The following is a 23,473-nucleotide window of genomic DNA, read 5'->3' as shown; positions in this document are numbered from 1 at the left end:
TGAGCTGCCGAAAGTGGGGCGCAGTTGGTGCGCCACGCAGATAACTCTGTCGCCGTGTCGTGCCGGGCCCGGTGACAATGCTTGCCGGACGGTGATACGACGAGGGTCGAAGGGCGTTGCTGTAGTGGGTCGACGGTTGGGCGGACACGAATGGCCGGTGATGGTCAGTACCGTTCACCTCGGGCGCCATCGGTACCGGGTCATGCGGCCGGCAAAGCCGCCGGGGTTCGCCGGTCTGTACGAGGGCCGTCTTGGAGCCCAGTTCTGCCTCGACAAGGAAACAGCGATGCTGCTCGCTCTGGCGTGGGGGCTGGCTGCCCGGTCGCCGCACACGATCGTCTATCTTCCCCTACGTCGCGCGACAGTTCCTGACCATCATGGTCGGGGGCGCCCGCTCGACCTGGTGTTGCTGCATCACCGCCTCGCGTTCCCGCCGTCGCGGTGGAAGCAGGTCCGTTCCCGGTTGGGGACCGGTCGGCCACACACCGTCGTCCTACCTGGCGAGGCGTGGCCGGCGCGGTCGACCGATGATCACCGGCGAGTCCGGTACCAAGAGTTCCGCGATCATCGGCGGTGGGACATCGCCGCCGACACGTTGGTGCTCACCGGCAGCCGCGAAGCGTTCGAGTTGGAAGCCGACCAGGTCCGTGCCCTGGCCGAGGAGTGCCCCGCCCATCGCGCTCGCATGCCAGGCACGCACTGTTGCGCCGAGATCGGCATGGGCAGAACCCGCCGCCACCCCGACCGACGCCGGCCGTACGCCGAACTTCATGCCGAATACGCGCAGTGACGTTACTGGGTACTGCTTCGATGATCAGGTTCCGGTTCGAGCTGTACCCACTCGACGAGGTGTCGCCGTGGGGCAGGGGCCAGCCGAGGCTCCACTGGTTCGGGCTCACCGAGGGCTGGTACTGGCTCGAAGCAGGCGGGCAGGAGCTGCTGCGCGGCGCCCCGGGAGGTTCATCCGCATCCCTACGTCGAGTACTACCTGGCCCGGCTCTGGGAAGACGTCATTGCCCTTACACCCGAGGTGATGGAGCCGGTGCCCGACGATCTGCAGTCGTTCATCGCCTCCCACCCCGAGCAGTGGACGTGTGACCCTCTCGAGTTCGTGGCCGAACCGGATGAGGGACAGACCGACGACGGGAACGCGGACGTGCCCGACCATCCAGTCGTCACGGCCGCGATCTGGCACGGCGAGCATCACCTGGATTTCGGTTACCTGCGTAATCCTCCCAAGCTCCGATTCTGGCGTGCCATCCGTGGCGATCGCGACGAGATCACCATGGATTGGCGGCACGAGGACGACGGCGAGATCGGTTTCACCGCCGACCCCGCAGTCCGACGCAGCGTCCCGACCACCGCTTACCTTGAGGCCGTGCACATCCTCAACCGAGAGTTGATGGACGCCATGGGGCAGCGGGTCGAGGAGCTGGAACGCCGTGGCGGGCTACCTGCGTGGACCTTGACGTCGTCCATCTGCGGCGGGAACACGAAGACCGGCGGCACTGGTTTGCCAAGAACCTCGATCGCTCCCCGAAGACCGACTGGAACGTTGTCCGCCAAGGTGCCCGCCTGCTGCTCGGCGACGTTCAACGGGCCGACGCCCCGGCGGGCTAGGCATTCCTTCGAGCACCTGACCGGGACATCATCCGCTTATCGGCTAGATGCGGAGGTTGGTGGCGCCGTTCCTGCCCCGCTCGAGGTCTTCGGGGTACGCGGAACATCAGTAGGTGGACCTAGACTGCGGCTCGTGACGACACCCCCCACTGCGGTCGAGGTGGCCTTCGCGCTGTTGCGGGAGGGCCGGATGGGTGATGCCGAGAACCTCATGACGCGCGAGTTGCAGGCCGTTACTGACAAACACGGTCACGGCGGCCCGGAATGGGCCTCGGCCCAGTGCGACCTCGGCAATGTGCTGCTCAACGCCGATCAGCTCGACCGCGCGATCGAGTGCTACCGGCGTGCCGTCTCCGCGACGCCGCGGGATCACGAGTCCCGCAAGGAGCAGTTGACCTGCCGACTCAATCTGGGCTTGGCGCTGCGCATGGCCGGACGGTTCGACGAGGCCGAGACGGAGTTGCGCCTGGGGGTGCAGGAGCGGCTCGCCTTCTACGGCCGCGAGCACGCCGGGTACGCGTTCGGTCTCGAGCCACTGGCAGACCTGCTGCGGCAGCGTGGCGACGTCGCAGGTGCCCGGCAGGTCGTCGAGGAGGCGGTGGCCAACCTGTGGCGCAACGGGCACGATCGGGTGGCCTCCGCGTTGGCGCTGCGAGCAGCGATCGTGCACGCCGGTGGCACCGGCGAGCCGCTCTTCGTGGGCCTGGACCAGCTGCCGGACCAGGTCGTCGAGGAGATCGGACGAGTCGTCATTCAGATGCTGGACCACGACGACCCGGCAACCAGGCCCCTGCTCACCTCCCTGGTCGCCGCGTTGGAGGAGCGGCTCGGCATCGACCACCAGGCGACGCTCAATGCTTTGTCCGCACTGGCGAACCTCGGCCGTGATCTCGGTGACCAGGTGGGGCGGGTCGACGCGATCGAGCGCGTGCTCGCTTCGTACGACCGGCAGGGCCGGCAGGAGGAGGCGCTGATGGCGGCGCTCGGCTTGGCTGTGGCGCAGGGCGAAGTCGGCGACGCCCAGGCGGCGCTGGGCACGTACGCGTCGTCGTACGCGAGGGCGGAGCGCATTGGTCGTCCGGAGCTGCGGAGTCAGGTGCTGCGCAACTGGGGTCTGGCGCTGAAGGAGGCCGGCCAGGTGGACCTGGCGGAGCAACGGCTGACCGAGGCAGTGAACCAGGCGCGCCGCGGCGCCGACCATGAGATGGTCGGGCGGGCCTGCATCGCCCTCGGACTGTTCCTTCAGCATGAGGCACGGCTGTCGGAGGCCCGCACGGTCCTGGAGGAGGGCCTGACCGTCATGGATCCCGTACACCAGGACGCGATCATCGGCCGCAGCCACCTCGGTGCGGTTCTGGATGGCCGCACCTGCGGATGCGGCGACATGGCGGGCACGATCGCCGACGCGTTCCGTGGGTTCGTCATCACCAGGCTCCCTGCGGACCTGCTCGACCGCCTCGACGTGGCGATCGTCGACGGCGACTTCAAAATCGACGTGGCACTGCGGCGAGAACCCACCGAGTCCGAACTCGAACGGCTCAACGACGTCTTCCAGACCGCCCACGCGGAGTTCCGCCGCCGGATCAGCGAGCCCCGCTACGCCGGTTGACCGCACGACAGCCGCCGCAGGACCAGGCCGTGCCGGTCGAGGTCCGGACGGGATGCGAGGCTGGACGCGTGGCTTCCCGATCGATGTACGCGTGGACGGCCCTCGGCTGCCCGTCGGCCACCCGGTAGGCACCGTGGGCGCGTCGGTGTGTCTGACGACCGGCGAGAGTGCGGTGGAGTGTCACGGAACCGTGCTCACCCTGCGGCAGGCCCATGACAGCCTCGCCCAGGTGGAGATCGTCGCCCGGCTCCTCGGCTCGTACGCTCCGGACGCCCGCCGGCCCCTGACGTGCGCGACGCATGAGCCTGGTGTCGGCGTTCGTACCGATCTGGATCCTCACCGCTGTGGGTTACGCGGCCTGTCGCTGGGGACTGCTGGGCGAGGCGGCGGCGTCGGTGCTCGGCCGGTTCGTGTTCCAGCTCGCGATGCCGGCCGCCCTGTTCCTGGCCCTGGCCCGGATGCCGCTGTCCGGGTTCGCGGGCCGCTCGCTGCTCGCCTTCGGGGTGAGCACCGTCGCGGTCGTCGGGTTCGGCTGGGGCGGCGCGAGCCGGCTGTTCGGTCGCGAGCCCGGCGAACGGCCGGTCTGGGGCATGGCCGCCGGGTACGTGAACTCGGCGAACCTCGGCATCCCGATCGCGACGCAGGTTCTCGGCGACGTGTCGTTCCTGGCAGTGGTGGTGCTGCTGCAGGTGCTGGTGGTGGCGCCCGTGATCGTGGTCGCCCTGGACCGGCGCAGCGACCCGGCCGGGCGGGTGCGGATCCGCCGGATCGCCTCACTGCCCGTACGCAATCCGGTGATCCTGGCGTCGCTGCTCGGTGTCGCGTGCTCCGCGGCCGGCCTGCGTCTGCCGTCGGCGGCCGCCGCGTCGCTGACGCTGCTTGCGGGCGCCGCGGCGCCCGCCGCCCTGGTCGCGCTCGGCGCGTCGCTGCACCCCACGGCGCCGTCGCGGGCAGAGCGGGCCGAGCCCGCCGAACTGGCCGTGATCACCGCGCTGAAGCTTGTCGCACAGCCGGTCATCGCGTACGCGGCCGGACTGGCCCTGAATCTGTCCGCGCCGCAGTTGCTCGCCGTGGTGGTGTGCGCGGGCCTGCCGACGGCGCAGAACACGTTCATCTTCGCGCAGGAGTACGGCGTCGGCGAGGCGGTTGCCAACCGGGCGGTGGTCGTGACCACGACGCTGTCGCTGGCCACCCTGGCCGCAGCGGCGGCGCTCCTCGGGTAGCCCGGCCATACAGTTCTGCCATGTCCGACGGCCCGTGCTACCGCCCCGACCGACACCCGTCGGCACCTGTCACTCCCGGATCTCCATCTCCGTCACCAGGCCGTCGCCGAGGCGGTATACGTGCGTGACGGTGTGATCGGCGAGCGTCGCTCCCGCTTGGTCGTGGACCACTTGATGAACGGTGACGGCGATGCGGCCGTCGGCTTCCGTGCGGAACGCCGTCGGCGTTACTGTCGGATCGAGCTGCTCCCACTGCCGGCGCCAGTAGGCACTCACCTGGTCCCGGCCGTGAATGACGCCTCCCTCCCAGCCGTTGGGCCACGAGACGTCCGGCGTCATGGCGGCCAGCAGCGTGGGGATGTCACGCCTGTTGAAGGCCGCGTAGAGGTTCGTGAGCAGGGCCTGGGCAGTGAGGCGTCTCGGCGAATCCATCGAGTCAGCATGGCCCGTGGGCACGACCGGACGCAGTCCTCTTTGCGCTCAGCAGAACGCGCGATCCTCGCCGGGGGCGGGCGTCAGGGAGCCGGATCGTCTGAGCGCGCCCGTGTAGATCGGCATGCCGGTTTCCCCCGGCACTGTCGACACGTCGTACTGGCAGTAGCTGACGGCGATCCGCGTCCAGTCGGACACCGGGCCCTCACGTCGCTGCCCTCCACCGCCCGCATCGGCCATCGCCGGATCGTAGCGCCGTCCTGACCGCACGGTGGGGCACCCGGACGGCGGTCCCCAGCCCGTCGCGGACGATGACCGGGCCCGGCGGGGCGTCGGCCGTGACGGCGCGGCGTCCGCGATGCTGTGGGGCGTGGAGTACGTGTCCAGAGTGCCGCGACCGCCGCTGGACGGGCTGATCGACGACCTCTACTACCTGGCGGGTACGCCCCCGTACCCCCGGCTGACGCTGCCGCCGATGCCCGCGGCGCTGCTCATCGTCAACCTCGGGGCGCCGTTCCGTGTCCGCGCCGGCACCGACATCGAGAGCACGGAGTACGCCGACGGCTGCGTGATCACCACACCCACCCGGGCGTTCGAGTTCGGCTATCCGTGCCCGACCCGGTCCGTCGGCGTACACGTCAAGCCGTGGGGTCTGGCGCCGTTCCTGCCGATGCCCGCGGCCGAGCTGCGCGACCGGCCGGTGACGCTGGAGCAGGTCTGGGGCCGGCCCGCCGTCGCTGAGCTGCGCGACCGGCTGGCCACGGCGGACGGGCCGCACGAGATGCTGGCGCTGCTCGAACAGGAGCTGATAGGACGGCTGTCCGAGACCACCGGACTTGGGCTGGTCCGGCATGCGAGCGGCGTCATCGCGGCGACGAGCGGCGCGGTGCCGATCGGCGACCTGAGGACAGCGGCCGGTGTCAGCAGCACCCATCTGACGCAGCGGTTCAAGGAACTCGTCGGCGTCACGCCGAAGCGGCTGGCCCGCACCTACCGCTTCGCCGCCGCCGTGTTCGCGATCGACCCCGCCCGGCCCGTCGACTGGGGCGAGCTCGCCAGTGGCGCGGGCTACTTCGACCAGGCCCACTTCGGCCACGAGTTCCGGGCGTTCACCGGGCTCACACCGACCCGGTACGTCGAGGTCCGGCGGCGGTTCCTGCGCGAACACCCCGGCCACGCGATGGACGGCTGGCCGCTGCCGGTCGATTGATTTCGTACAAGAACCGCGGCTCACGGCCCGCTAGCGTGAGGAAATCCAAGGCAGAGGGGAACCGGCGTGGGCACTGTGGTCCTGTACAGCTCGGTGTCGGTGGACGGCTTCGTCGCGGACGACAACGACCAGCCCGGACCGCTGTTCGACTGGTTGACAAGCGGTGACGTCCCACTGGACGACAGCGGCGCGCTGAAGGTGTCGCAGACGTCCCACGACTACGTCGGGCCCTACTGGGACCGGATCGGGGTGACTGTCGTCGGCCGGCACGTCTTCGACCTGACCGACGGCTGGGACGGGACGCCGCCGAGCGGGATCGACCACGTGGTCGTCGTGACCCACCGGCCCGCGCCCGACGGCTGGGACCCTGCGGCGCCGTTCCACTTCGTCGACGGCGTCGAGGCAGCCGTGGCAAGGGCGCAGGAACTCGCGGGGGACCGCATCGTCGAGGTCGCCGCCGGTGACGTCGGAGGCCAGGCGCTCGCCGCGGGCCTGGTCGACGAGGTACGCATGGACGTCGTACCAGTGGTGTTCGGCTCCGGCAAGCGCTACTTCGGGTCAGTGGACGCGCAGCACCTCCTGGAGGATCCGGACGTGGTGCTCCAGGGCGATCGGGTGCTGCACCTGCGCTACCGGGTGCGCCGCTGACCGATCCGGGATGATGTCGCCGTGGACTTCCCGCCGCCGATACCGGATCCAGCTGACGGCACCATCCGCCGCTATGTCATCGCCCCGTCGGACCGGGGAAGCGCTCGCTATCTGGACCTCCTGCACGGTGGCATCGTCCGTCCGGACGCGCACGAGAACGCTCCAGTGGTGTACGCCCTGCGCCAGGATGCTCGACGCGTCAGCGACGAGGAACTCGTCTTCCTGCTCCAACCCGGCGGCCTGCCGAACTGGCGCTCACGGTTGGTCGCCGGCTACCTCATCGGGCTCGACCGGCGTACCCGGTTCCGGCAGACCGTCGGCGAGCTGCTCCTGGGCAGCGAGGTCTGCTTCAGCGGCCAGGGCTACTGCTTCGCCCTCGCGGCCTTCGGTGACCACCCGGACGCGGAGATCCTGACCGCATACCTCGACCGCTACCTGCCCGCACTCGACCTCCGCTACGACCAGCACTGGGCGCTGGGTGCCCTGCGTTACGTCGATTCGCGACTCGGCACGAGCCACGCCGACCGCTACCTTGGACCCGGCGGCCGGTGGGAACGCTGGGCCGGCGCCGTACCCCAGCCTCCGGACGCCGACACCTATCGAGCACTGATCGCTGATCTGTGCGCGCTGTGAGCGTGCGGCGGCGCCGTGACCGACGCGGTCAGAGCAGCGCGAGTTGGCCCGGCAGCGGCTCGTCGTCGAGGCGAGCGTCGAGCTGCCACAGCCGGAGCTGATCGTCCTCGTGCTGGCGGGTGAGCCATCGGCCCGGCTGGTGAGCGGGGTGGACGGAGCCGGACCCGTGGTGGCGCGGGTAACGCACCTCGGAGCGGCACCCGAGGCCGAGCGCCGACAGCAGGAGATGGCACCCGGCGTCGTTCGGCAGGTCTGCGGTGTTCACGGCGACGAGGATCAGGTCCTCGGTGAGGAACAACGCGTGGTCCACGTATCTGTTGCCCGCGAGCCAGTGTGGCGCGCCCCGCAGATCTTCCAGGTGTCGTTCTGCGATCGCTGCGTCGGACGCGACGTCGCGGACGGACAGGAAGCCGTCGGTGGTCAGGGTCAGACAGCGGCCGCCTGCCGGGCTGAAACCGGCGAGATCTCCACCGGCCAGTGGCCGCGACACGATGTGCTCGGCGTCGAGCCTGATGAGCATGGCGTCTGACCGGTCGGGGTCGAGCAGCGTCAAGCCGGTCCAGGCATTGCGGGGCGAGTGCACGAACCAGGCGGCCTCGGGCCCGGGCAGCGGGATGCGATGGATCTCCGTGCCTCTCGCGCCGTGGAGGGCGACGAGTTCCCCGGTGCCGGCCAAACGGATCCAGAGGGTGTCGTCGCCGTCGAGGTGGAAGTCGGCGCCGGCGCTGTCGCCGAGTCGCTGCCAGGTGCTGCGCCAGCGAATCGCGCCGTCGCGGTCGAGCACGACGATCTGTTGCTCGTCGCCTGCCGCCACGAGCCGGCGGGTGGCACTGACCTTCATCTGCGGGCCGTCGAGCGGCACCGCAAGCCGCGCCACGCGACGCAGTTCCTGGTCGAACAGGTTTACCGTGACACTGTCTCGCTCAGTGACCACCCAGCCAGGGCCCGTTGCCTGCGTGACGTGCCGAATGCCGGGCAGCCGCACCTCGTTGACCAAGCGGGGTTGCATCGCAGCAGCATAGAACCGCTGCATGCGCCCGTCAGGGTGCGTGCGCGGACCCGCGTCCACTCGCCCGTGCCCTTACCGCGGCCGTCGGAATCGACCTGAGCCGAGGGCCGTCGACATCAGAGTCGTGCGACTCCGCCCCGCTCGTCTCACCGCGGCCCGAGCCCGGTGCGACCGTCGATCAGCTCGCGGACGACGTCCAGGTGGCCGGCGTGCCGGGCGGTCTCCTCGATGACGTGCAGAACGATCCGTCGCAGGTCGGTGGTCTGCGACGCCAGCGTCTCGTCCGGATGCCGGCCGGCGGGTGCCGCCGTCAACGGTGCCGCGGCGATGATCGCGTCGGAGACGTCGCACTGGTCGCGGTAGAAGCCGAAGACCTGGGACGGCGATCGAGTCGTGCGAAGTGGTGTGTTCTCGTCCGGCCAGGGCAGCGGCTCCACCGAACCACGAAAGACCTCCTGGAACCAGTGGCGTTCCGCATGCCCGAGATGCTCCACCAGCCCGAGCGGCGACCATCCGGAGGGCAGGACCGGCTTGCGCAGCGAGGCCAGGTCCAGATCGGCCAGGATGGCTCGGACACTGGCACGCTGATACTCGAGGAACTCACACAGCGCGGCCTTCTCCATATCGACCTTTGTCACGCCGGCAGGCTAGCGGCCGGCACCGACAGTTTCGCGGCCTCTTGCAGATGGCGGACAAGGCGCGTACCGATGTTCCCCGAGTGAGGCGCACCGTCAGGTCGTCCGTCCATTGCACCCGACGAGTACCCCCGCCCCGATCTTGATCCACAAGCGAGATGCTTCTCGACGTCCGGCCGTACGCGATTGACACGTCCGGGTCGGGAGGGGCAAGGTTGCGATTGGCCACGCGCACCGCGTGGGCACTCCGCATGAGGGAATGACGCCTGTGATCCGGGTAGGCCGAGCGGCCGCCTGAGTGTCGGCCACGCGACGGATGACCGTCGCGTGCCTGCGACACGGCGGGGCGGCCCGACGCTTCTTCCGCCCGTCGCAGCTTCTCTCATGCATCGAGGTCCCCCGTTGAGCATGGATGCCCGCATCCAACAATCAGTCGTCGTCAACCTGTCCCGCCGGCCCGCGCCGGTCGAGGTGGGGCCGTTCGTGATCGGGCTGGACCCGACAACGGCCAGCCCGTACGTCAACTACGCGACGCCGCGTCCCGGCGCCGCCGTCACCGCGGCCGACGTCACCGCCCTGGTCGCGGCGTTCCACGCCGCCGACCGCAAACCCCGCCTGGAGTACGTCACCAGTTGCGCCCCCGATCTGGAGGCGCTGCTGACCGCCGCCGGCTTCACCGTGGAAGCCCGGCACACCTACCTGGTCTGCGCGCCGGACACGCTGGCGTCCCCACCCGTGCCGGACCACCTGAGGCTGTGCGAACCGGGTACCGACTCCCAGCGCGCCGCGCTGATCAGCGTGCAGAACGAGGCGTTCGGCGACGATCCGGTCGCCTCCGAGGCCGACGTGGCTCGCCTCCGGCGCCAGCAGGACACCGGTGGCGTGGTCGTCACGGCCGTCACCGAGGACGGTGACTGCGCGGGCGGCGGCGGTGCGGCGGCGCCCGTCGGCGCGGTCAGCGAGGTGGCCGGCATCGCCGTCCGCGCGTCCTACCGCCGTCGGGGACTGGCGTCCGCCATCACCGCCGACGTCACCCGGCGGCTGTTCAACGCCGGTGCGGAGGTCGCCTGGCTGGAGGCCGGTGGCGAGGATTCGTGGCGGGTCTACGAGCGCGTCGGCTACCGGCCCGGCGGGCAACGGCTCTACACAGCGGTGAACTGAGCCCCGGCGAGGCGGCCCGGGCTGAGGTTCGACAACCGAGGCCTGGGCCGCGCGCCCCGGGTACACCTGGGCGGTGATCCTCATTCAGCGGGTCCGCGTCCGGTGGACCGCCGCCGCCCGCGGTTCGCCGGCGGCGAACGCCCGCCGCGGCCTCGTCCGGGCGATGCCGCCGCCCCGGCCGCTTCCGGACGCCGAGCTGGTCGTCCACGACGTGCTCGCCGACCAGGAGGCCGGCTACGAACACCGGGAAGGGGTACGCGCCGGAGGCGTCGAGCTGGCCCGCGAGGTCGGACTGTGGCTCGGGCACTACCGGGCGTCGGTCGTCGTGGACCGGCTACCCGGATCGCCGCGCGGGGCGCCGCTAGCTGTCGAACCAGACGACGAGCCGTACGTTGTCGTCGCCGTACCGCTCGGCAAGCTCGCGCATGCGGTCGAGCAGCGCGCGTAGCTGCGGGTCGGCGCGCAGCACATCACCGTGGGTCAGGCGCTCCACCCGCCACATCCGGTCGCCCGCCCGCCATTCGGTTCCCTCCGGGTAGCTGCTGCCCCGGTGGTCCGCGTGCTCGCCGGCCACCTCGCGCCAGGCTCGTCCGTGGTGTCCGGCCTTGCCCACGAAGCGCGGCCCCTGCCTCGTCAGCTCGTACTCATGGATCCGGTCGTCCACACGGGGCGCCTGCGCGCTCCAGTCGACGGATGCCAACTGCGCCCACGTCGCCCAGGTGTGGTCGTGTTCGCCGTCCGCGAGGAGAGCGCGCAGGTCGGCGCCGGCGTCGTCCGGCACGCCACGGCCGGGCGCGACCGGCTCGAACCCGGCATAGTTGCGCACACCGAACAGCAGCCCGAAGGCGTCGTAATGGCGAGGTAGCGCATCCAGGCCGACGTGGGCCAGCCTCCAGGGCGAACCCGGACCGTGCGGCCGGAGCTCCACCCCACCGGCGATGTCGGTACCCACGTCACCCCACCTTGCAGCCGAGATGGTGCCCGCCACCGGACCATTCGGAACGCCGGCGCGGTGTCACGAACGCGGCGTCCGATCCCCGCCGGACATGCGACCCATTGTCGACCAGGCTCTCCACCATGAACAACGCACTTGACGGCAAGGTAGCTCTCGTCACCGGTGGTGGCCGTGGCATCGGCGCGGCGGTGGCCCTGCGCCTGGCCGAGGACGGCGCCGATGTGGCGCTGACGTTCCAGCAGAATCAGCGTCGCGCCGACGACGTGGTGGAGCAGATCAAGGCTGTGGGACGGCGCGCGATCGCCGTGCGGGCCGACAGCGCCGATCCGGCGGCGGTGATCGCGGCGGTGGACCGGGCCGCCGGTGAGCTGGGCCGGTTGGACATCCTGGTCAACAACGCGGGCGCGTTCCTGCTGGGGCCGCTGGAGCAGTTGAGTCTCGACGAGTTCGAGCAGACAGTCGCGGTGAACGTCCGGGCGCCGTTCGTCGCCTCGCAGGCCGCGGTACGCCACATGCCGGCGGGCGGACGGATCGTCAACATCGGCAGCAACACGGCCGAGCGGGCGGTCTTCCCGGGCTTCTCGCTCTACGCGATGAGCAAGACCGCCCTGATCGGCCTGACCAAGGCGCTCGGGCGCGAACTCGGCGGTCGAGCGATCACGGTGAACCTGGTGAACCCCGGCGCCACGGACACCGAGCTGAACCCGGCCGACGGCCCGAACGCGGACACGATCAACGGGTTCACCGCCCTCGGCCACTTCGCGCAGCCGGTCGACGTGGCCGCCGCCGTGGCGTTCCTGGCCGGCCCGGACGGGCGTTACGTCACCGGCGCGACGGTGAACGTCGACGGCGGATTCACCATCTGACCATCGGGACGGCCCCGAAGGACATCGACGGCCTGCCACCGGACGGCGGCGCGGCGGCTAGGCTGTGCCGGTGTGGAAGGCGGTGTGCCGGGGTGACCGTCGTGGCTGATGCGGACGATGTCCGTCGGGTGGCGCTGTCGCTGCCGCACGTGGTCGAGATCGACAGTGACGGCTTCGACTTCCGGGTCGCCGGCAAGGGGTTCGTCTGGTCGTATCCCGAGCGCACGTCCGGTAGGCCGCGGCGCATCCGCACCGACATCGCCGTGCTGTACGTGGGCGACGAGGCGGAGAAGCAGGCCCTGCTCCTCGGCGAGCCCGACCTGTTCTTCACCACCCCCGCGTATGACGGGTCACCCCTGGTCATGCTGCGGCTGGCGCACGTCGGCGTCGAGCGCCTGACCGAACTGGTCACCGACGCGTGGCGGATGCGTGCCCCCGACTTGTCGACCGGTGACCCCGACGAGGGCGCCGGCGCGTGACGCCGGCCGTTACGACGACGAACCACCGCCGGCCGCCCGCTGTCCGTCGAGGATCTGCTCCCGGAGGATGTCCGCGTGCCCGCAGTGCTGGGCGAGTTCGCGCAGGACGTGGAGGTACACCCAGCGCAGCGGAAGCGGGCCCCGTCGGTGCCCGGTGAGGATGTCGTCCAGACGCCGCGTGGAGGTCGCCCGGCGTGACGCGTCGCGGGCGTCGCGGTATGCCCGCCGGACGCCGGTGATCGTGTCGCCGTCGTCGAGGAGGAACGAGTCCTCCGACCGCTCCGGGATGCCGATCTCGGCTCGCGACCGGCCCGTGACGGCCTCGTCGAACCAGACCTTCTCGACGAAGGTCGCGTGCTTCACCAGACCCAGCAGCGTGGTCCGGGAGGCCACCAGTGACCGGCGCGCCTGTTCCTCGGTCAGTCCGTCCAGGCAGCGGTCGAGCGCGTCGCGCTGCTCGTCGAGAACGCCTCGAACTGGGCCTGGATCGGCTGCGCGACGATCCCGGCGGAGAAGGTGGGCGGGAAGGACGGCATGGACGAAGCATTCCAGATCGACGCCCACCGCCCGGCGGACAAACGCCGGACCGGTGCCTCACCGCTCGGGCACGCTCACCGGGTCCACGGGCTGACGTGCCGCGACGATCTCGGCATGGTGAGCGACCGCCCAGTCGGCCAGCGCGGAAAGCGGCCCCAGCAGGCTGACACCGAGCGGCGTCAGCCGGTACTCGACGCTCGGCGGCACCGTCGGAAACACCTCACGTTCGACCAGGCCGTCGCCTTCCAGCGCGCGCAGTGTCCGGGTGAGCATGCGCGGGCTGATGCCCTCGACGGCCCGGTGCAACTCGTTGAACCGGTGCGGATGCCGGCCGAGCAGGGTGATCAGCAACAGCGTCCACTTGTCGCTCACCCGCCGCAGCACGTCGGTGACCGGGCAGCGATCGTACTCGCCGGCCGGAACCGGCACCGGCAGCCGATGATCGCGCAGCGAGGCACTCACATCGATGTTACCTGTGGACATGAAAGTGCCTTCTTTCGCCTCCGCCGGCCTGCTGCCCAGGATGAGGCAGGCCGATGAGCAAGCGATAAGGGGGCGACGTGGGCGTCGTGGTGGTCAGTGGCGGCACGAACGGGATGGGACGTGCGTTCGCCCTGGGACGGGTCGAACGTGGCGACCGCGTCCTGGTGCTCGGCCGCAGCCGTGCACGGGGCGAGGCGATGGCCGGCGGCCTGATCACCTTCGTACCCGTCGATCTGTCCAGCATGGCCGAGACGCGGCAGGTCATCGCGCACATCCTCGGCGAGCATCAGGTCGTCGACGCGTTGACGCTGTTCGCCAATGCCGTGACGCCGCGCCGCGTCGAGACGGTGGAGGGACTGGAGCGTACGTTCGCGCTCTACTACGTCAGTCGCTACCTGCTCAGTTTCGGTCTGCGTCCGGCCCTGGACCGGGCGACCGCTCCGGTGATCGTGAACGTCGCCGGTGTCGGGGTCACGAGAGGCGAGGTGCGCTGGACCGATCCACAGATGACCGCGGGCTACTCGGCCGTCGCCGCGCAGTTGCAGGCCGGGCGGGCCAACGACCTGCTCGGCGTGGGCTTCGCCCAGCGGTCCGGCAGCCGGGCCCGATACGTGCTCTACCATCCCGGTTTCACCAGGAGCGGTGACCGTAGCGCACTCCCGTTCGTGGTACGAGGGCTGCTCGCGGTGGCGGCGGCCGTCGCCGCCCGGCCCGTCGCGGACGCGGTGGCGCCGATTCACCAGTTCCTGGACGCGCCGCCGACCGCGCCGGTGACCGCCGTCGACCGGGGGAAGCTACTTCCGCCCGGTTTCCCGACCCTCGACCCCCATGACGCCGAGCGGTTGATGGACCTCACGGAGAGGCTGCTGCGGTGAGGTGGCGCGCCGACGCTACGGCCGGAAGTAGTCGGACATCATGCCGCTGACCCAGTCCGGCTGGCGGACGTCGGCGGGGACGAACTCCACCATCACCGGCTTCAGGTCGATCACGGGCGTGCCGGCCACGGCGTCGAGGCCCACCACCGTCAGCTCGCGGCCGTCGACCGACTCGATCCGGCAGCACGTGACGCCGATGCGGTTCGGCCGGCGCGGGCCGCGACCGGCGAACACGCCCATCGGCGGCAGGTCGGCCCGGCCACGGTAGGGGCGGGGCTCCCGGAAGTCGCCGCCGTCCGGGAACCGGTCGAAGACGAACAGGACCTCCACGTGGGAGAACCCCTCCAGGCCCTGCAGGCACGCCTCGCCGAAGCGCTCGTCGACGACGACGGTGCTGCGGACCGCACCCCAGTTGTCGCTGTGCTGGATGTCCGTCCGGTCGTTGCGGACCGTACCGATGGGGGTGATCTCGAAGCCGCTCATGCCCGGAGAGTAGTTCGGCGTGGCTCGTCTCGGGGCAGACGAGCCGGAGCATCGTCGCTAGGCTCGTGATCATGGACATTCTCCGATACGCCGCGTTCACCGCCGACCCCGCCGGTGGCAACCCGGCCGGTGTCGTCCTGGACGCCACCGGGGCGGGCGACGCGGAGATGCAGCGGGTGGCGGCCGAGGTCGGCTACTCCGAGACGGCGTTCCTCGTGCCCGCCGGCGGGGGCGGGCGGTTCACCGTCCGCTACTTCAGCCCCAAGGCGGAGGTGCCGTTCTGCGGGCACGCGACGATCGCGTCGGCGGTCGCGTACGCGCAGCGGCACGGCCCAGGTGTGCTGCACCTGGACACTCGCGCCGGGCTGGTCGAGGTCGCCACGAGCGTGCAGGCCGACGGCGCCACCACCGCCACGCTGACAAGCGTCGCGCCGCGCACCGTACCCCTTGCCGCGGACGACCTGGCGGCGCTGCTCGCCGCGTTGCGCTGGTCGCCGGACGATCTGGACGCGACGCTGCCGCCGCGTGTCGCGTACGCCGGGGCCTGGCATCCGATCGTGGCCGCCGAGACCCGGCAGCGCCTGGCGGACCTGGACTACGACACGGCGGCGTTGAGCGCGCTGATGGCCGAACGGGACTGGACGACGATCGACCTCGTGCACCGCGAGTCCCCGCTGGTGTTCCACGCGCGCAACCCGTTCCCGCCCGGCGGCGTGGTCGAGGACGCCGCGACCGGCGCGGCGGCTGCCGCGTTCGGCGGTTACCTGCGCGAGCTGGGCCTGGTGCGGCCGCCCGCCACGGTGACCGTGCGGCAGGGTGACGACATGGGCCGTCCGAGCCTGCTCACCGTCAGCATCCCCGCCGGGGACGGCGCCGGGATCGCGGTGACCGGCACCGCCGTGCCCATCCCTGCGGATGATGTCAGATCGGGTGCGGCTCGTTCGTAGTACGGGTGAGAGGCGGCCGGACCGGGCCGCCCGGACAAGGGAGTCATGGCATGCCGCGGTACCTGATCTCGTTCAACGACGGCGCGATGGACCACATCCCCGCCGAGGAGATCCCCCAGGTGGGCAGGGAGGCGCACGCCGTCATCCAGGAGGCCGTGAACGCCGGTGTGTTCGTGTACGGCACCGGGCTCGAACGCCAGCAGGCGACCATCGTGGGTGCGGACGGGGTGGTCACCGACGGGCCGTTCCCGGAGACCAAGGAGGTCATCGGCGGGTTCGTGGTCCTCGACGTGGCGTCCCACGACGAGGCGCTGAAGTGGGCCGCCAAGATCGCCGCGTCGTGCCGATGTGCCCAGGAGGTCCGGGAGGTCATGCCCGACCCCGAGACGGAGGCGATGCTCCGCGCGGCGGGCCGGTGACAGGTTCGATGTCGACGCGATGAGGGTGGGTGTGGCACCCGGACGGCAGCCGCGCCCACCATGATCGCTAGCCTCGTGCGGTGAAACGTGAACTCGCCGCACTCTCCCTGCTGTTCGTCGTCTCCGCGTGCGCGCCCGCGGAGCCCGCACCGTCGACGTCGGCCACCCCGTCGTCGTCCGCTGCGGCGTCCTCCGCCGCTCCGCAGGCCGGCTCGACCGCGCCCGCGGACAAGGTCGCGGCCGGTGCGTGCAACATGGGGGCCCGGGTGGTCGAGCAGCAGGACGTCCGTTTCACCTCGAACTCGCCGATCGCCATGCGTGCCCGCAAGGCGGCCGACCCGGGCGTCCGGGAGGCCGGCGAGCGACTGGCGGTGGCGGCGAAGGAATCCGGGGACATGTTCATCCGCAACGACCCGAACGCGGACACCGGCCCGGTCGACGCGCGCATGGCCGAGGCGCAGCGTGGGCTCCTCACCGCGTGCACGGAGCTGTTCGGCCCGCAGCCGTGGCCGTTCGCCCCGTCGCCGACCCCGTCCTCCTGAGCGCGGCGCCCCTGTCGTGATCCAGCCTCATGCCTGGCCGGCGGCCTGAGCGATGGCGAGCGTGTGCTGGTACTCGCGCCAGTGGGCCAGCTTGCCGTCCCGGGTCCGCAACACCCCGATGAAAGGCGCGGAGGCGGTCACCCCGGTCACCGTGTGTGTGCCGACGAGTTCGTACTCGACCACGATCACCTCGGGATCCGCCGTCTCGTGCACGACCACGCCGCGGCAGTCGTCGAACCGCACCGGGAACACCGCCCGGCCCGCCCGCGTGTAGTCGAGAACGGGTTGCTTCCCCTCGGTGCGCGTCGGCTGGCCGGGCGCGGCGAAGGGTGTCTCGACCACCACGTCGTCGGCCAGCGAATCCGCGTCGAAGGCGGGCAGACCGGCCAGCCATCTGGCGCGCATGCTCTCGAAGATCTCCTGTGGTGTCATGCCGGCCTCCGAGATAATGAGTCGTGACTCGACTTGTGTCCGTGAGAATAATGAGTGGAGGCTCATTTTGGTAGAGGGTCCGCCGCTGCGCGCCGACGCGCAACGCAACAGGGCACGCATCCTGGACGCCGCCGAGGCGGTCTTCGCCGAGTTCGGCACCCGTACCTCGACCGAGCAGGTGGCTCGCCGGGCGGGCGTGGCCATCGGCACGGTCTTCCGTCATTTCCCCACCAAGGAGGACCTGCTCGTCGCGCTCATGAAGCGACTGCTCGCGCAGCTCGCCGACGAGGCGGGACGACACGACCTCTTCGGGTTCTTCAGATACACCGTGGCGCAGGCCGCCGCGAAGAAGACCGCAGTCGAGCTGCTCGCCGGATCCGGGGTGGACATCCGGCTTCCGGACGCGGTAGGTCACCTGGAGGAGGCGGTGGGCCGGCTGCTGGAACAGGCCCAGGCCGCCGGAGCCGTCGCCGGCTCGGTACGGCTACCCGAGGTGATGGCGCTGCTCACCGGCATGTGCCAGGGCGCCCTGCACGGGGGCTGGGACGAGCATCTGCAAGCCCGGACGCTGGCTGTCGTCTTCGCCGGCTTCGAGCGCGGCTGACGGTCCGGCGCGGATCACGCCGCGACAAAACCGGTTGGCCGGCCCCGGCGGACGCTGTTAGCTTGCCGGTGGCCGTGCCGGAGAACGAGGGAGGTGGTACCCGTGACCGCAGTATCGACATGGGTGCTCCCCTCGGGGGTCACGGCCGGGCGATAGGTCGTCCGGGAGCGCCGACGCACTCCCGAAAGGCACGACCATGCGCTTCACCTCCGAACAACGCCTCGCCGACGACGTCCGCGAACGCGAGTTCACCCTCGGCGGGATCCCCGGCCTCCTGTGGACGCCCGCGTCCGCGTCCGCCCCGGTCCCGCTGATCCTGCTCGGCCACCCCGGCGGACTGCGCCGGATGTATCCCCGCCTGCTGGCCCGGGCGGAGGGCTGCGTCGCGCAGGGCTTCGCCGCCGCCACAGTCGAACTTCCCGGCAGCGGCGACCGGCCCGCGTCCGCCGCCGCCGAGCAGGCCCGCGCCGACCTGCGCCGGGCACTTGGAGCCGGTGAGCCGGTCGCCGACGAGGTGGTCGACCGGCTCGTCCTGCCGCTGGTGGAGAAGGCGGTCCCGGAGTGCCGGGCCACCCTCGACGCCCTGCTCGCGCTGCCCGGGATCGGTGGCCCGGTCGGCTACGCCGGCGGCGTGATCTCGATCGGCGTACGGCTGGCGCTCGTCGAACCCCGCATCGTGGCCGCGCTCCTGTTCGCCGGGAGCTTCGTGCCGCGCGCCATCATCGAGGAGGCCCGGCAGGTCACCATCCCGCTGCACGTCCTGCTCCAGTGGGACGACGAGGGAAACGACCGGCAGATGGCACTGGACCTGTTCGACGCCTTCGGCTCGGCGGAGAAGACGCTGCACGCCAACATGGGCGGGCACACCGGCGTGCCGTGGTTCGAGGGGGAACCCGCGAACCGGTTCTTCGCCCGGCACCTGAGGTAGGGCAGGGACGCCGGATGTTCGCCTACCAGCTCGCGGTCCAGCTGTACCAGGGACCACCGAGATGCGTGAAGCTCGGCGCTTCGAAGTCCTCGTTAGCGAGGTCCTCGGTGGGGCCCTGCGGCAGGTAGGCGAACCCGGCGTCGTCCAGCATGTACCCGTTGCTCTCGTAGAGCACCACTCCGCCGGGCACCGTGTAGGCCGAGGTGATGATGTAGGCGCCGATCCGGTGCGGCACCCGCACCTTCGACCACTCGGCGTCCTGCGCGCTCGCCGCGGGCAGCGCGGCGACCACCCGGTCGAACGCACCACGGCTCACCGCCCAGCGGGCCTGGAACGGCGCTCCTGCGACGACCAGCGCCGCCGTGAGCACGACGATCACCGGGGCGACCAGGAACCGCCAGGACCAGCGGCGGCGCTCGACCACGAAGAAGCCCACCAGGATGGCCCAGCCCAGGCCGGCCACGGCGAACAGGAAGACCACGCCGAGCATCACGACGAAGACGAAGCCGGGGACGCTGACGGACCAGAGCAGACACACCGCGGTGATCGCCACCCCGATGTGCAGGGTCCGCCAGGCGTTCCTCGTCCAGCGGTCGGCCGGCCGGCCGCCGCGCGCGCCGGTCACGCGGACCCGCCCACCGGCGACGCCCAGGTGGGGCGCCTGATCAGGCAGAACGGGTGACCGGCCGGGTCGGCGTACACGTGGTCGCCCGGCAACCGCCGTGCGCCCAGCGCGAGCACCGCCTCGCCCGCCGCGTCCTGGTCGTCGACCATCACGTCGAGGTGCATCTGCTGCGGCACCGCCGGATCCGGCCATGTCGGCGGCGTCAGGCCGGGGGCGCGCTGGAACGCCAGCCCGGACGTCGCCGTACTCGCCGACACCACGGTGAAGTCGTCGTCCGCGTACGTGATCGGGTCGCCGAGGACCGCGCTCCAGAACCGTGCCTCGGCCATCGGATCCGGGCAGTCGACGATCAGGTGGTGGAGTCGCCCGAATGGCACAGCGGTCACCCCGTCAGCTCAGCCGCAGGTCGTGCTCGGCGAGGGCGGCCTCGATGACGGCCAGCGCCTTCGGCCCCATGCCGTGCAGCCGCGCCAGCTCCGCGCGTGGCACCCCGGCGAGCCGGCGCAGCGTGGTGTAGCCGGCGGCGGTCAGCGCCCGCGTGGCCGGTGCGCCGATCTTCGGCAGGCGATCCAGGGGCGAGGCCATCGCCAGATGCTAGACCGCCACGGGTACGGCTCGCCTGCCGTACCTCGGCGTCAGGGACGGAATGGGGGAAATACCCGACGGGCATATCGGGGCGTTTCCGTATATGACTCGGGTGGGACGCCGCTGAAGAATCGATGAGCATCCAGACACCGGGAGGCACCGTGTTCCGACGTACCGTGGCCCTCGCTCTGACCGCGCTCACCGTCCTGGCGGGACTGCCCGGCGCGGCGCGCGCCGGTCTTCCGCCGCCGCGACTCGCCTGGGGCGAGTGCGCCGACGACCTGCCGGACGTCCCGCCGGATCCGCGCGTGCGGTGCGCCCGGCTCCGACTGCCGGTGGACTGGGCCCGGCCGAACGGCCCGACGTTCGACCTCGCCGTGGCACGCCGGTCCGCGCGCCTGCCGGAGCAGCGGGTGGGCACGCTGGTGTTCGGACCGGGCGGCCCCGGCGACTCGGGGGTGGAACGCATCCGCAGGGGCGACCGGTTCAGCGACGAGCTGCTGGACCGGTTCGACCTGGTCAGCTTCGACCCGCGTGCCGTGGCCCGCACCGCCGCGCCCGTCTGCACGCCGGACCCGGCGCTGCGCAAGCCGCCCGTCCCACTGACCGGCCAGGCCGACTTCGACGCCGCGGTGGCCTACAACCGGGCGCTGTGGAGCAGGTGCCGCCCGACCAGCCCGGTGTTCGACCACGCCGACACGCTCAGCACCGTCCGTGACCTCGAGGCGTTGCGGCGTGCGCTGGGGGAGCGGCGGCTGTCCTTCCACGGCAGCTCGTACGGCACCCTGCTGGGTCAGCAGTACGCCGAGCGGTACCCCGGCCGCGTGCGGGCGGTGGTGCTGGAGGGCGTGTTCGACCACAGCCTCGACGTGCGGTCCTTCGTACGGACGCAGGCCGCCGCGTTGCAGGACGCGTTCGACGAGTTCGTCTCCTGGTGCGACAGCTCGGCGGACTGTGTGCTCCACGAACGGGACGTGCGATCGGTGTGGGCGCGGGTGCTGGCCCGCGCGGACCGAGGTGAGTACGCCCCCCGTACCGCCTTCGACGTCACCGCCGTGGCACTCGGCATGCTCGCCGGCCCGCGCTGGCCGCAACTCGCCGCGATCGTGCGGGACATGGACGCCGGTACGCCGCCACCGGCTGTGAACCTCTCGATCTCGGTCGCGGCGTTCTGCGCGGACTGGCCCGCCGAGGTACGCGACTACGCCGAGTACGCCGGACTGGTCCGGGACGCCGCTGCTGCCGCCCCGGACGTCCGGTACGGCGCCGGTCTGCTCGCAGTGCAGACCTGCCTGGGCTGGCCGTCCCCGGTCCGCAATCCGCCGCACGAGCTGAACGTGCACACCCGCACGCCGCTGTTGCTGCTCAACTCCCGGCACGATCCCCGTACCGGCCACGCCTGGGCGGCGAACGTCGCCCGGCAACTCGGCCGGCACGGGCGTCTGGTCACCTACGAGGGCTGGGGCCACGGCACCTACCAGCGCAACGACTGCACGACTGCCGTGGTGGACAGGTACCTCGTCGATCTGACGGTGCCCGCCACCGGCACGCGATGCCCGGCGAGCTGACCCGGCGGCGCTAGACCGCCGGGTCCGACGCCCCGGCGAGCGTGCGGCCCGCCGGGCGCCGGTGCGGCAGCGCCGCCAGCCCCAGCGCGACGATCAGCAGGACCGCGCCGAGCAGGAACGGCAACGACAGGGTGGGCTGGCCGAGCCACTCCCACGGCACGTGCCAGCGGGGATGCGGCTCGCTCAGGTGATGCGTGAGCATCATCGGCGCGCCGAGCAGGGTCGGCGCGGCCCAGAACACCATCGCGACGCCGTACAGAACCTTCGCCGGGCCCTGCACCAGCGGGCTTCGTCCCTCGGTGCGGCGGCTCGCCCAGCCGAACAGCACCCAGCCGCCCAGCGTGCCCAGCACGAAGCCGAGCAGACCGGCGGGATACGCGGCGCCGGGGGTGGCGCGGCTGAGGGTGAGGTTCATCGAACCCTCGGCGTTGAGCTCCGCGGCGAGGATGTGGTCGCCGCGTCCGGCGTACACGGTGATGTCGGAGGGGATGGACGCCGGGTCGCACTGCGGACTGCCGGGGACGCAGCCGTACGCGTCGGTTCTGACGGGCTCGCTCCGCTCCCACCCGGCGGCGTGCAGGCGCTGCCGCAGGTCGGTGGGGCCGCCGGCCGGCGTCTGGTCGAACGACGCGGTCAGCTCGGCCAGCGCGTACTCGCCGCCGTCACCGAGGAGCAGCTCGGACAGGAGGTCCTCGTTCAGCGGGTGGCCGTAGATGAGGAACACGGCGGGCGGGTCGTCCCGGTCGATGTGGCTGACCTGCCGGTCCGGGTAGAGCTGCCCGACCACGGCGGCGAGGTCCCGGTGGTCGAGCGGGCGGGAGCCGAGCCACGCGAGCCAGGTGCCGAACGACGCGGCGAACAGACCGCAGACCACCGCGAAGACCGCCGCCCAGGCCACCACGGTACGGCTCGCCGGCCGCCCCAGCCGGGCACGCAGACCATGACGTACGAGATTCGCCGCGATCCGGGTACGCCGATGGGCCGGGCCGACGTCCCATACCGTCTCCAGGATCTCGGCCCCGCGCGCCCGGCGGTAGTCGCGGGGGTAGGCCAGCAGCAGCCAGCGATGCATGGGTTTCTCCCTCGGGAGCCGCGACGGTGGGGGTCAGGCGGTGCGGGGCCGTAGGGCGCGCAGCCGGGACTCGGCGGCGGACGCGAGCTGTCGCAGCCGCTCGGTCTGGCGTGCCAGCTCGGCCCGGCCGTCGGCGCGCAGCCGGTAGTAGCGGCGCAGCCGGCCGTCGACGACCTCTTCGTGACTGAGTTCGGCGAGGCCCTGCGCGACGAGGCGGTCCAGGGCGGCGTAGAGGGTGCCCGGCAGCAGGTTGACGCGACCGCCGGACAGGCCGGTGACCTCCTGGATGATCCCGTAGCCGTGGCGCGGCTCGTCGGCCAGCGCGGTCAGGATCAGGAAGGTCGCCTCGCGCATCTCATTCACCGAGGCAACATATACAGCCGATCAATACATGGTCAACGGTGGCCGAGCAGTCGCCGCTCGGCCATGAAGGCGCGCAGCGTCCCGGCGTCCTCGGCGGACATCAGCCACCGAGGGATCACCGTGGCCGGCATGCCTCCCACGTACACGATCCAGAAGTCGGGGGTCTCGGTGACCCGCGTGACGCCGTCCCAGGCGATGCCGCCGGACTCCGAACCGCTGCGCATCATGATGTTGCGGTCGTCGATGTCGTAGCCGCCCTCGACGGCGTACCCGCCGGAGCGGCGCCGGGCCCGCCACCGCACCCACGGCGCGTACAGCATCGACAGCACGCCGGCCACGATCAACGCGGTCCACAGCGACGCGAACCGCGCCGACGCCTGGGAGGCGATCCAGCCGATCACCCCGATCGCGGCGAGGGCCGCGCCGATGTAGCCGAACCGGCGCAGCCGGGCGGCGGCGAGCGCGGCGGCCACGCGGGCCGGATAGGCGGGATCGGCCGGTACGGCGAAACGGATCTGCACGCCCGAACG

Annotated in this window: 33 protein-coding genes and 1 pseudogene; 19 read left to right on the top strand and 15 right to left on the bottom strand. The window is 71.4% G+C overall.

The window, feature by feature from the left end; all coding sequences use genetic code 11:
* The first annotated feature begins 286 nt into the window (after window positions 1-286).
* From IRY44_RS19880 to IRY44_RS19870, 5 genes and pseudogenes are all read left to right on the top strand, one after another.
* The gene (locus IRY44_RS19880) at window positions 287-790 is read left to right on the top strand and encodes a hypothetical protein (RefSeq protein WP_228532403.1); all 504 of its coding nucleotides are present in this window, start codon (window positions 287-289) and stop codon (window positions 788-790) included.
* A gap of 20 nt (window positions 791-810) precedes the next feature.
* Window positions 811-1,098, top strand: a complete 288-nt coding sequence (locus tag IRY44_RS31320; protein WP_370584974.1) for a DUF5984 family protein — start codon at window positions 811-813, stop codon at window positions 1,096-1,098.
* Window positions 989-1,620 (top strand): annotated as a pseudogene (locus tag IRY44_RS30770) (DUF5984 family protein). Before IRY44_RS31320 ends, IRY44_RS30770 begins: the two are co-directional and overlap by 110 nt.
* A gap of 190 nt (window positions 1,621-1,810) precedes the next feature.
* The gene (locus IRY44_RS30765; protein WP_370584973.1) at window positions 1,811-3,229 is read left to right on the top strand and encodes a tetratricopeptide repeat protein; all 1,419 of its coding nucleotides are present in this window, start codon (window positions 1,811-1,813) and stop codon (window positions 3,227-3,229) included.
* A 299-nt stretch (window positions 3,230-3,528) separates the two neighbouring features.
* Window positions 3,529-4,452: an AEC family transporter gene (locus IRY44_RS19870; RefSeq protein ID WP_194801782.1), complete on the top strand. Its 924-nt coding sequence runs from the start codon at window positions 3,529-3,531 to the stop codon at window positions 4,450-4,452.
* Between the two features lie 69 nt (window positions 4,453-4,521).
* Here IRY44_RS19870 and IRY44_RS19865 read toward each other — a convergent pair whose 3' ends face one another.
* Window positions 4,522-4,884, bottom strand: coding sequence for a nuclear transport factor 2 family protein (locus IRY44_RS19865; RefSeq protein ID WP_194801781.1), 363 nt, complete (start codon window positions 4,882-4,884; stop codon window positions 4,522-4,524).
* Window positions 4,885-4,932: 48 nt separating this feature from the next.
* A complete protein-coding gene (locus tag IRY44_RS19860; RefSeq protein WP_194801780.1) occupies window positions 4,933-5,124 on the bottom strand; it encodes a hypothetical protein in 192 nt (63 codons plus the stop codon).
* A 130-nt stretch (window positions 5,125-5,254) separates the two neighbouring features.
* On the opposite strand from IRY44_RS19860, the gene IRY44_RS19855 reads away from it, so the two are divergent.
* The 3 genes from IRY44_RS19855 to IRY44_RS19845 all read left to right on the top strand — a co-directional run bounded on the left by IRY44_RS19855 (window position 5,255) and on the right by IRY44_RS19845 (window position 7,375).
* Window positions 5,255-6,094 carry a helix-turn-helix domain-containing protein gene (locus IRY44_RS19855; RefSeq protein WP_269696804.1) on the top strand — a complete coding sequence of 280 codons (840 nt, stop codon included), beginning with the start codon at window positions 5,255-5,257 and terminating at the stop codon, window positions 6,092-6,094.
* A gap of 66 nt (window positions 6,095-6,160) precedes the next feature.
* A complete protein-coding gene (locus tag IRY44_RS19850) occupies window positions 6,161-6,742 on the top strand; it encodes a dihydrofolate reductase family protein (protein ID WP_194801778.1) in 582 nt (193 codons plus the stop codon).
* A 21-nt stretch (window positions 6,743-6,763) separates the two neighbouring features.
* Window positions 6,764-7,375 (top strand): DUF6000 family protein, encoded by a 612-nt coding sequence (locus IRY44_RS19845; protein WP_194801777.1) that lies wholly within the window; start codon window positions 6,764-6,766, stop codon window positions 7,373-7,375.
* A gap of 28 nt (window positions 7,376-7,403) precedes the next feature.
* Here IRY44_RS19845 and IRY44_RS19840 read toward each other — a convergent pair whose 3' ends face one another.
* Together IRY44_RS19840 and IRY44_RS19835 are read right to left on the bottom strand one after the other, a co-directional pair.
* Entirely contained in the window at window positions 7,404-8,408 is a 1,005-nt protein-coding gene (locus IRY44_RS19840; protein WP_228532402.1) for a hypothetical protein, read from the bottom strand.
* Window positions 8,409-8,530: 122 nt separating this feature from the next.
* Window positions 8,531-9,022, bottom strand: a complete 492-nt coding sequence (locus IRY44_RS19835) for a DinB family protein (protein ID WP_269696806.1) — start codon at window positions 9,020-9,022, stop codon at window positions 8,531-8,533.
* Between the two features lie 405 nt (window positions 9,023-9,427).
* On the opposite strand from IRY44_RS19835, the gene IRY44_RS19830 reads away from it, so the two are divergent.
* Complete coding sequence (locus tag IRY44_RS19830) at window positions 9,428-10,180, top strand: GNAT family N-acetyltransferase (protein ID WP_194801776.1); 753 nt, start codon at window positions 9,428-9,430, stop codon at window positions 10,178-10,180.
* Between the two features lie 73 nt (window positions 10,181-10,253).
* Complete coding sequence (locus tag IRY44_RS19825) at window positions 10,254-10,628, top strand: hypothetical protein (RefSeq protein WP_194801775.1); 375 nt, start codon at window positions 10,254-10,256, stop codon at window positions 10,626-10,628.
* On the opposite strand, the gene IRY44_RS19820 is transcribed toward IRY44_RS19825, so the two are convergent.
* A complete protein-coding gene (locus tag IRY44_RS19820) occupies window positions 10,542-11,132 on the bottom strand; it encodes a hypothetical protein (protein ID WP_194801774.1) in 591 nt (196 codons plus the stop codon). The two genes, IRY44_RS19825 and IRY44_RS19820, sit on opposite strands and share 87 nt — an antisense overlap.
* Before the next feature lie 125 nt (window positions 11,133-11,257).
* Here IRY44_RS19820 and IRY44_RS19815 point away from each other — a divergent pair, with 125 nt between their 5' ends.
* Together IRY44_RS19815 and IRY44_RS19810 are read left to right on the top strand one after the other, a co-directional pair.
* Window positions 11,258-12,001 (top strand): SDR family NAD(P)-dependent oxidoreductase, encoded by a 744-nt coding sequence (locus IRY44_RS19815; RefSeq protein ID WP_194801773.1) that lies wholly within the window; start codon window positions 11,258-11,260, stop codon window positions 11,999-12,001.
* Between the two features lie 101 nt (window positions 12,002-12,102).
* Window positions 12,103-12,480: an MmcQ/YjbR family DNA-binding protein gene (locus IRY44_RS19810; protein ID WP_194801772.1), complete on the top strand. Its 378-nt coding sequence runs from the start codon at window positions 12,103-12,105 to the stop codon at window positions 12,478-12,480.
* A gap of 9 nt (window positions 12,481-12,489) precedes the next feature.
* On the opposite strand, the gene IRY44_RS19805 is transcribed toward IRY44_RS19810, so the two are convergent.
* Window positions 12,490-12,903: a DinB family protein gene (locus IRY44_RS19805; protein WP_255533123.1), complete on the bottom strand. Its 414-nt coding sequence runs from the start codon at window positions 12,901-12,903 to the stop codon at window positions 12,490-12,492.
* A 171-nt stretch (window positions 12,904-13,074) separates the two neighbouring features.
* The gene (locus tag IRY44_RS19800; protein WP_194801771.1) at window positions 13,075-13,500 is read right to left on the bottom strand and encodes a helix-turn-helix domain-containing protein; all 426 of its coding nucleotides are present in this window, start codon (window positions 13,498-13,500) and stop codon (window positions 13,075-13,077) included.
* A 77-nt stretch (window positions 13,501-13,577) separates the two neighbouring features.
* Between IRY44_RS19800 and IRY44_RS19795 the strand changes: the two genes are divergently transcribed.
* The gene (locus tag IRY44_RS19795; protein WP_370584972.1) at window positions 13,578-14,375 is read left to right on the top strand and encodes an SDR family NAD(P)-dependent oxidoreductase; all 798 of its coding nucleotides are present in this window, start codon (window positions 13,578-13,580) and stop codon (window positions 14,373-14,375) included.
* Between the two features lie 15 nt (window positions 14,376-14,390).
* Here the strand turns inward: IRY44_RS19795 and IRY44_RS19790 are convergent, their stop codons facing one another.
* Window positions 14,391-14,858, bottom strand: coding sequence for an SAM-dependent methyltransferase (locus tag IRY44_RS19790; protein WP_194801770.1), 468 nt, complete (start codon window positions 14,856-14,858; stop codon window positions 14,391-14,393).
* Between the two features lie 71 nt (window positions 14,859-14,929).
* On the opposite strand from IRY44_RS19790, the gene IRY44_RS19785 reads away from it, so the two are divergent.
* The 3 genes from IRY44_RS19785 (at window position 14,930) to IRY44_RS19775 (ending at window position 16,766) form a co-directional block, all read left to right on the top strand.
* On the top strand, window positions 14,930-15,805 hold the full coding sequence (locus IRY44_RS19785) for a PhzF family phenazine biosynthesis protein (protein ID WP_194801769.1): 876 nt from the start codon (window positions 14,930-14,932) through the stop codon (window positions 15,803-15,805).
* A gap of 50 nt (window positions 15,806-15,855) precedes the next feature.
* Window positions 15,856-16,224, top strand: a complete 369-nt coding sequence (locus tag IRY44_RS19780) for a YciI family protein (RefSeq protein ID WP_194801768.1) — start codon at window positions 15,856-15,858, stop codon at window positions 16,222-16,224.
* An 80-nt stretch (window positions 16,225-16,304) separates the two neighbouring features.
* The gene (locus tag IRY44_RS19775; protein ID WP_194801767.1) at window positions 16,305-16,766 is read left to right on the top strand and encodes a hypothetical protein; all 462 of its coding nucleotides are present in this window, start codon (window positions 16,305-16,307) and stop codon (window positions 16,764-16,766) included.
* 27 nt (window positions 16,767-16,793) lie between these two features.
* Here IRY44_RS19775 and IRY44_RS19770 read toward each other — a convergent pair whose 3' ends face one another.
* Complete coding sequence (locus IRY44_RS19770; protein WP_194801766.1) at window positions 16,794-17,198, bottom strand: nuclear transport factor 2 family protein; 405 nt, start codon at window positions 17,196-17,198, stop codon at window positions 16,794-16,796.
* Between the two features lie 67 nt (window positions 17,199-17,265).
* Here IRY44_RS19770 and IRY44_RS19765 point away from each other — a divergent pair, with 67 nt between their 5' ends.
* Both IRY44_RS19765 and IRY44_RS19760 read left to right on the top strand, forming a co-directional pair.
* Window positions 17,266-17,802, top strand: coding sequence for a TetR/AcrR family transcriptional regulator (locus IRY44_RS19765; protein ID WP_228532401.1), 537 nt, complete (start codon window positions 17,266-17,268; stop codon window positions 17,800-17,802).
* A gap of 196 nt (window positions 17,803-17,998) precedes the next feature.
* On the top strand, window positions 17,999-18,730 hold the full coding sequence (locus tag IRY44_RS19760; protein ID WP_194801764.1) for an alpha/beta hydrolase: 732 nt from the start codon (window positions 17,999-18,001) through the stop codon (window positions 18,728-18,730).
* A gap of 22 nt (window positions 18,731-18,752) precedes the next feature.
* Here IRY44_RS19760 and IRY44_RS19755 read toward each other — a convergent pair whose 3' ends face one another.
* Genes IRY44_RS19755 through IRY44_RS19745 form a run of 3 tightly spaced genes read right to left on the bottom strand, consistent with a single transcriptional unit; the run spans window position 18,753 to window position 19,940 of the window.
* On the bottom strand, window positions 18,753-19,355 hold the full coding sequence (locus IRY44_RS19755) for a hypothetical protein (protein WP_194801763.1): 603 nt from the start codon (window positions 19,353-19,355) through the stop codon (window positions 18,753-18,755).
* Window positions 19,352-19,741 (bottom strand): VOC family protein, encoded by a 390-nt coding sequence (locus IRY44_RS19750; RefSeq protein ID WP_194801762.1) that lies wholly within the window; start codon window positions 19,739-19,741, stop codon window positions 19,352-19,354. Before IRY44_RS19750 ends, IRY44_RS19755 begins: the two co-directional genes overlap by 4 nt.
* Window positions 19,742-19,745: 4 nt before the next feature.
* A complete protein-coding gene (locus IRY44_RS19745) occupies window positions 19,746-19,940 on the bottom strand; it encodes a helix-hairpin-helix domain-containing protein (RefSeq protein WP_194801761.1) in 195 nt (64 codons plus the stop codon).
* Between the two features lie 161 nt (window positions 19,941-20,101).
* Between IRY44_RS19745 and IRY44_RS19740 the strand changes: the two genes are divergently transcribed.
* Entirely contained in the window at window positions 20,102-21,508 is a 1,407-nt protein-coding gene (locus IRY44_RS19740) for an alpha/beta hydrolase (protein WP_194801760.1), read from the top strand.
* A 10-nt stretch (window positions 21,509-21,518) separates the two neighbouring features.
* Here IRY44_RS19740 and IRY44_RS19735 read toward each other — a convergent pair whose 3' ends face one another.
* Genes IRY44_RS19735 through IRY44_RS19725 form a run of 3 tightly spaced genes read right to left on the bottom strand, consistent with a single transcriptional unit; the run spans window position 21,519 to window position 23,464 of the window.
* Entirely contained in the window at window positions 21,519-22,580 is a 1,062-nt protein-coding gene (locus tag IRY44_RS19735) for a hypothetical protein (protein WP_194801759.1), read from the bottom strand.
* 33 nt (window positions 22,581-22,613) lie between these two features.
* Window positions 22,614-22,934, bottom strand: coding sequence for a PadR family transcriptional regulator (locus IRY44_RS19730; RefSeq protein WP_194801797.1), 321 nt, complete (start codon window positions 22,932-22,934; stop codon window positions 22,614-22,616).
* A 41-nt stretch (window positions 22,935-22,975) separates the two neighbouring features.
* Window positions 22,976-23,464, bottom strand: coding sequence for a YcxB family protein (locus tag IRY44_RS19725; protein WP_194801758.1), 489 nt, complete (start codon window positions 23,462-23,464; stop codon window positions 22,976-22,978).
* Between the last annotated feature and the right edge of the window lie 9 nt (window positions 23,465-23,473).

Source organism: Micromonospora sp. ANENR4, assembly GCF_015354395.1.
In the GTDB taxonomy this organism is placed as follows: Bacteria; Actinomycetota; Actinomycetes; order Mycobacteriales; family Micromonosporaceae; genus Micromonospora; species Micromonospora aurantiaca.
The sequence above is the reverse complement of the archived record's forward strand: the minus strand, read 5'-3'. Positions and strand labels throughout refer to the sequence as shown.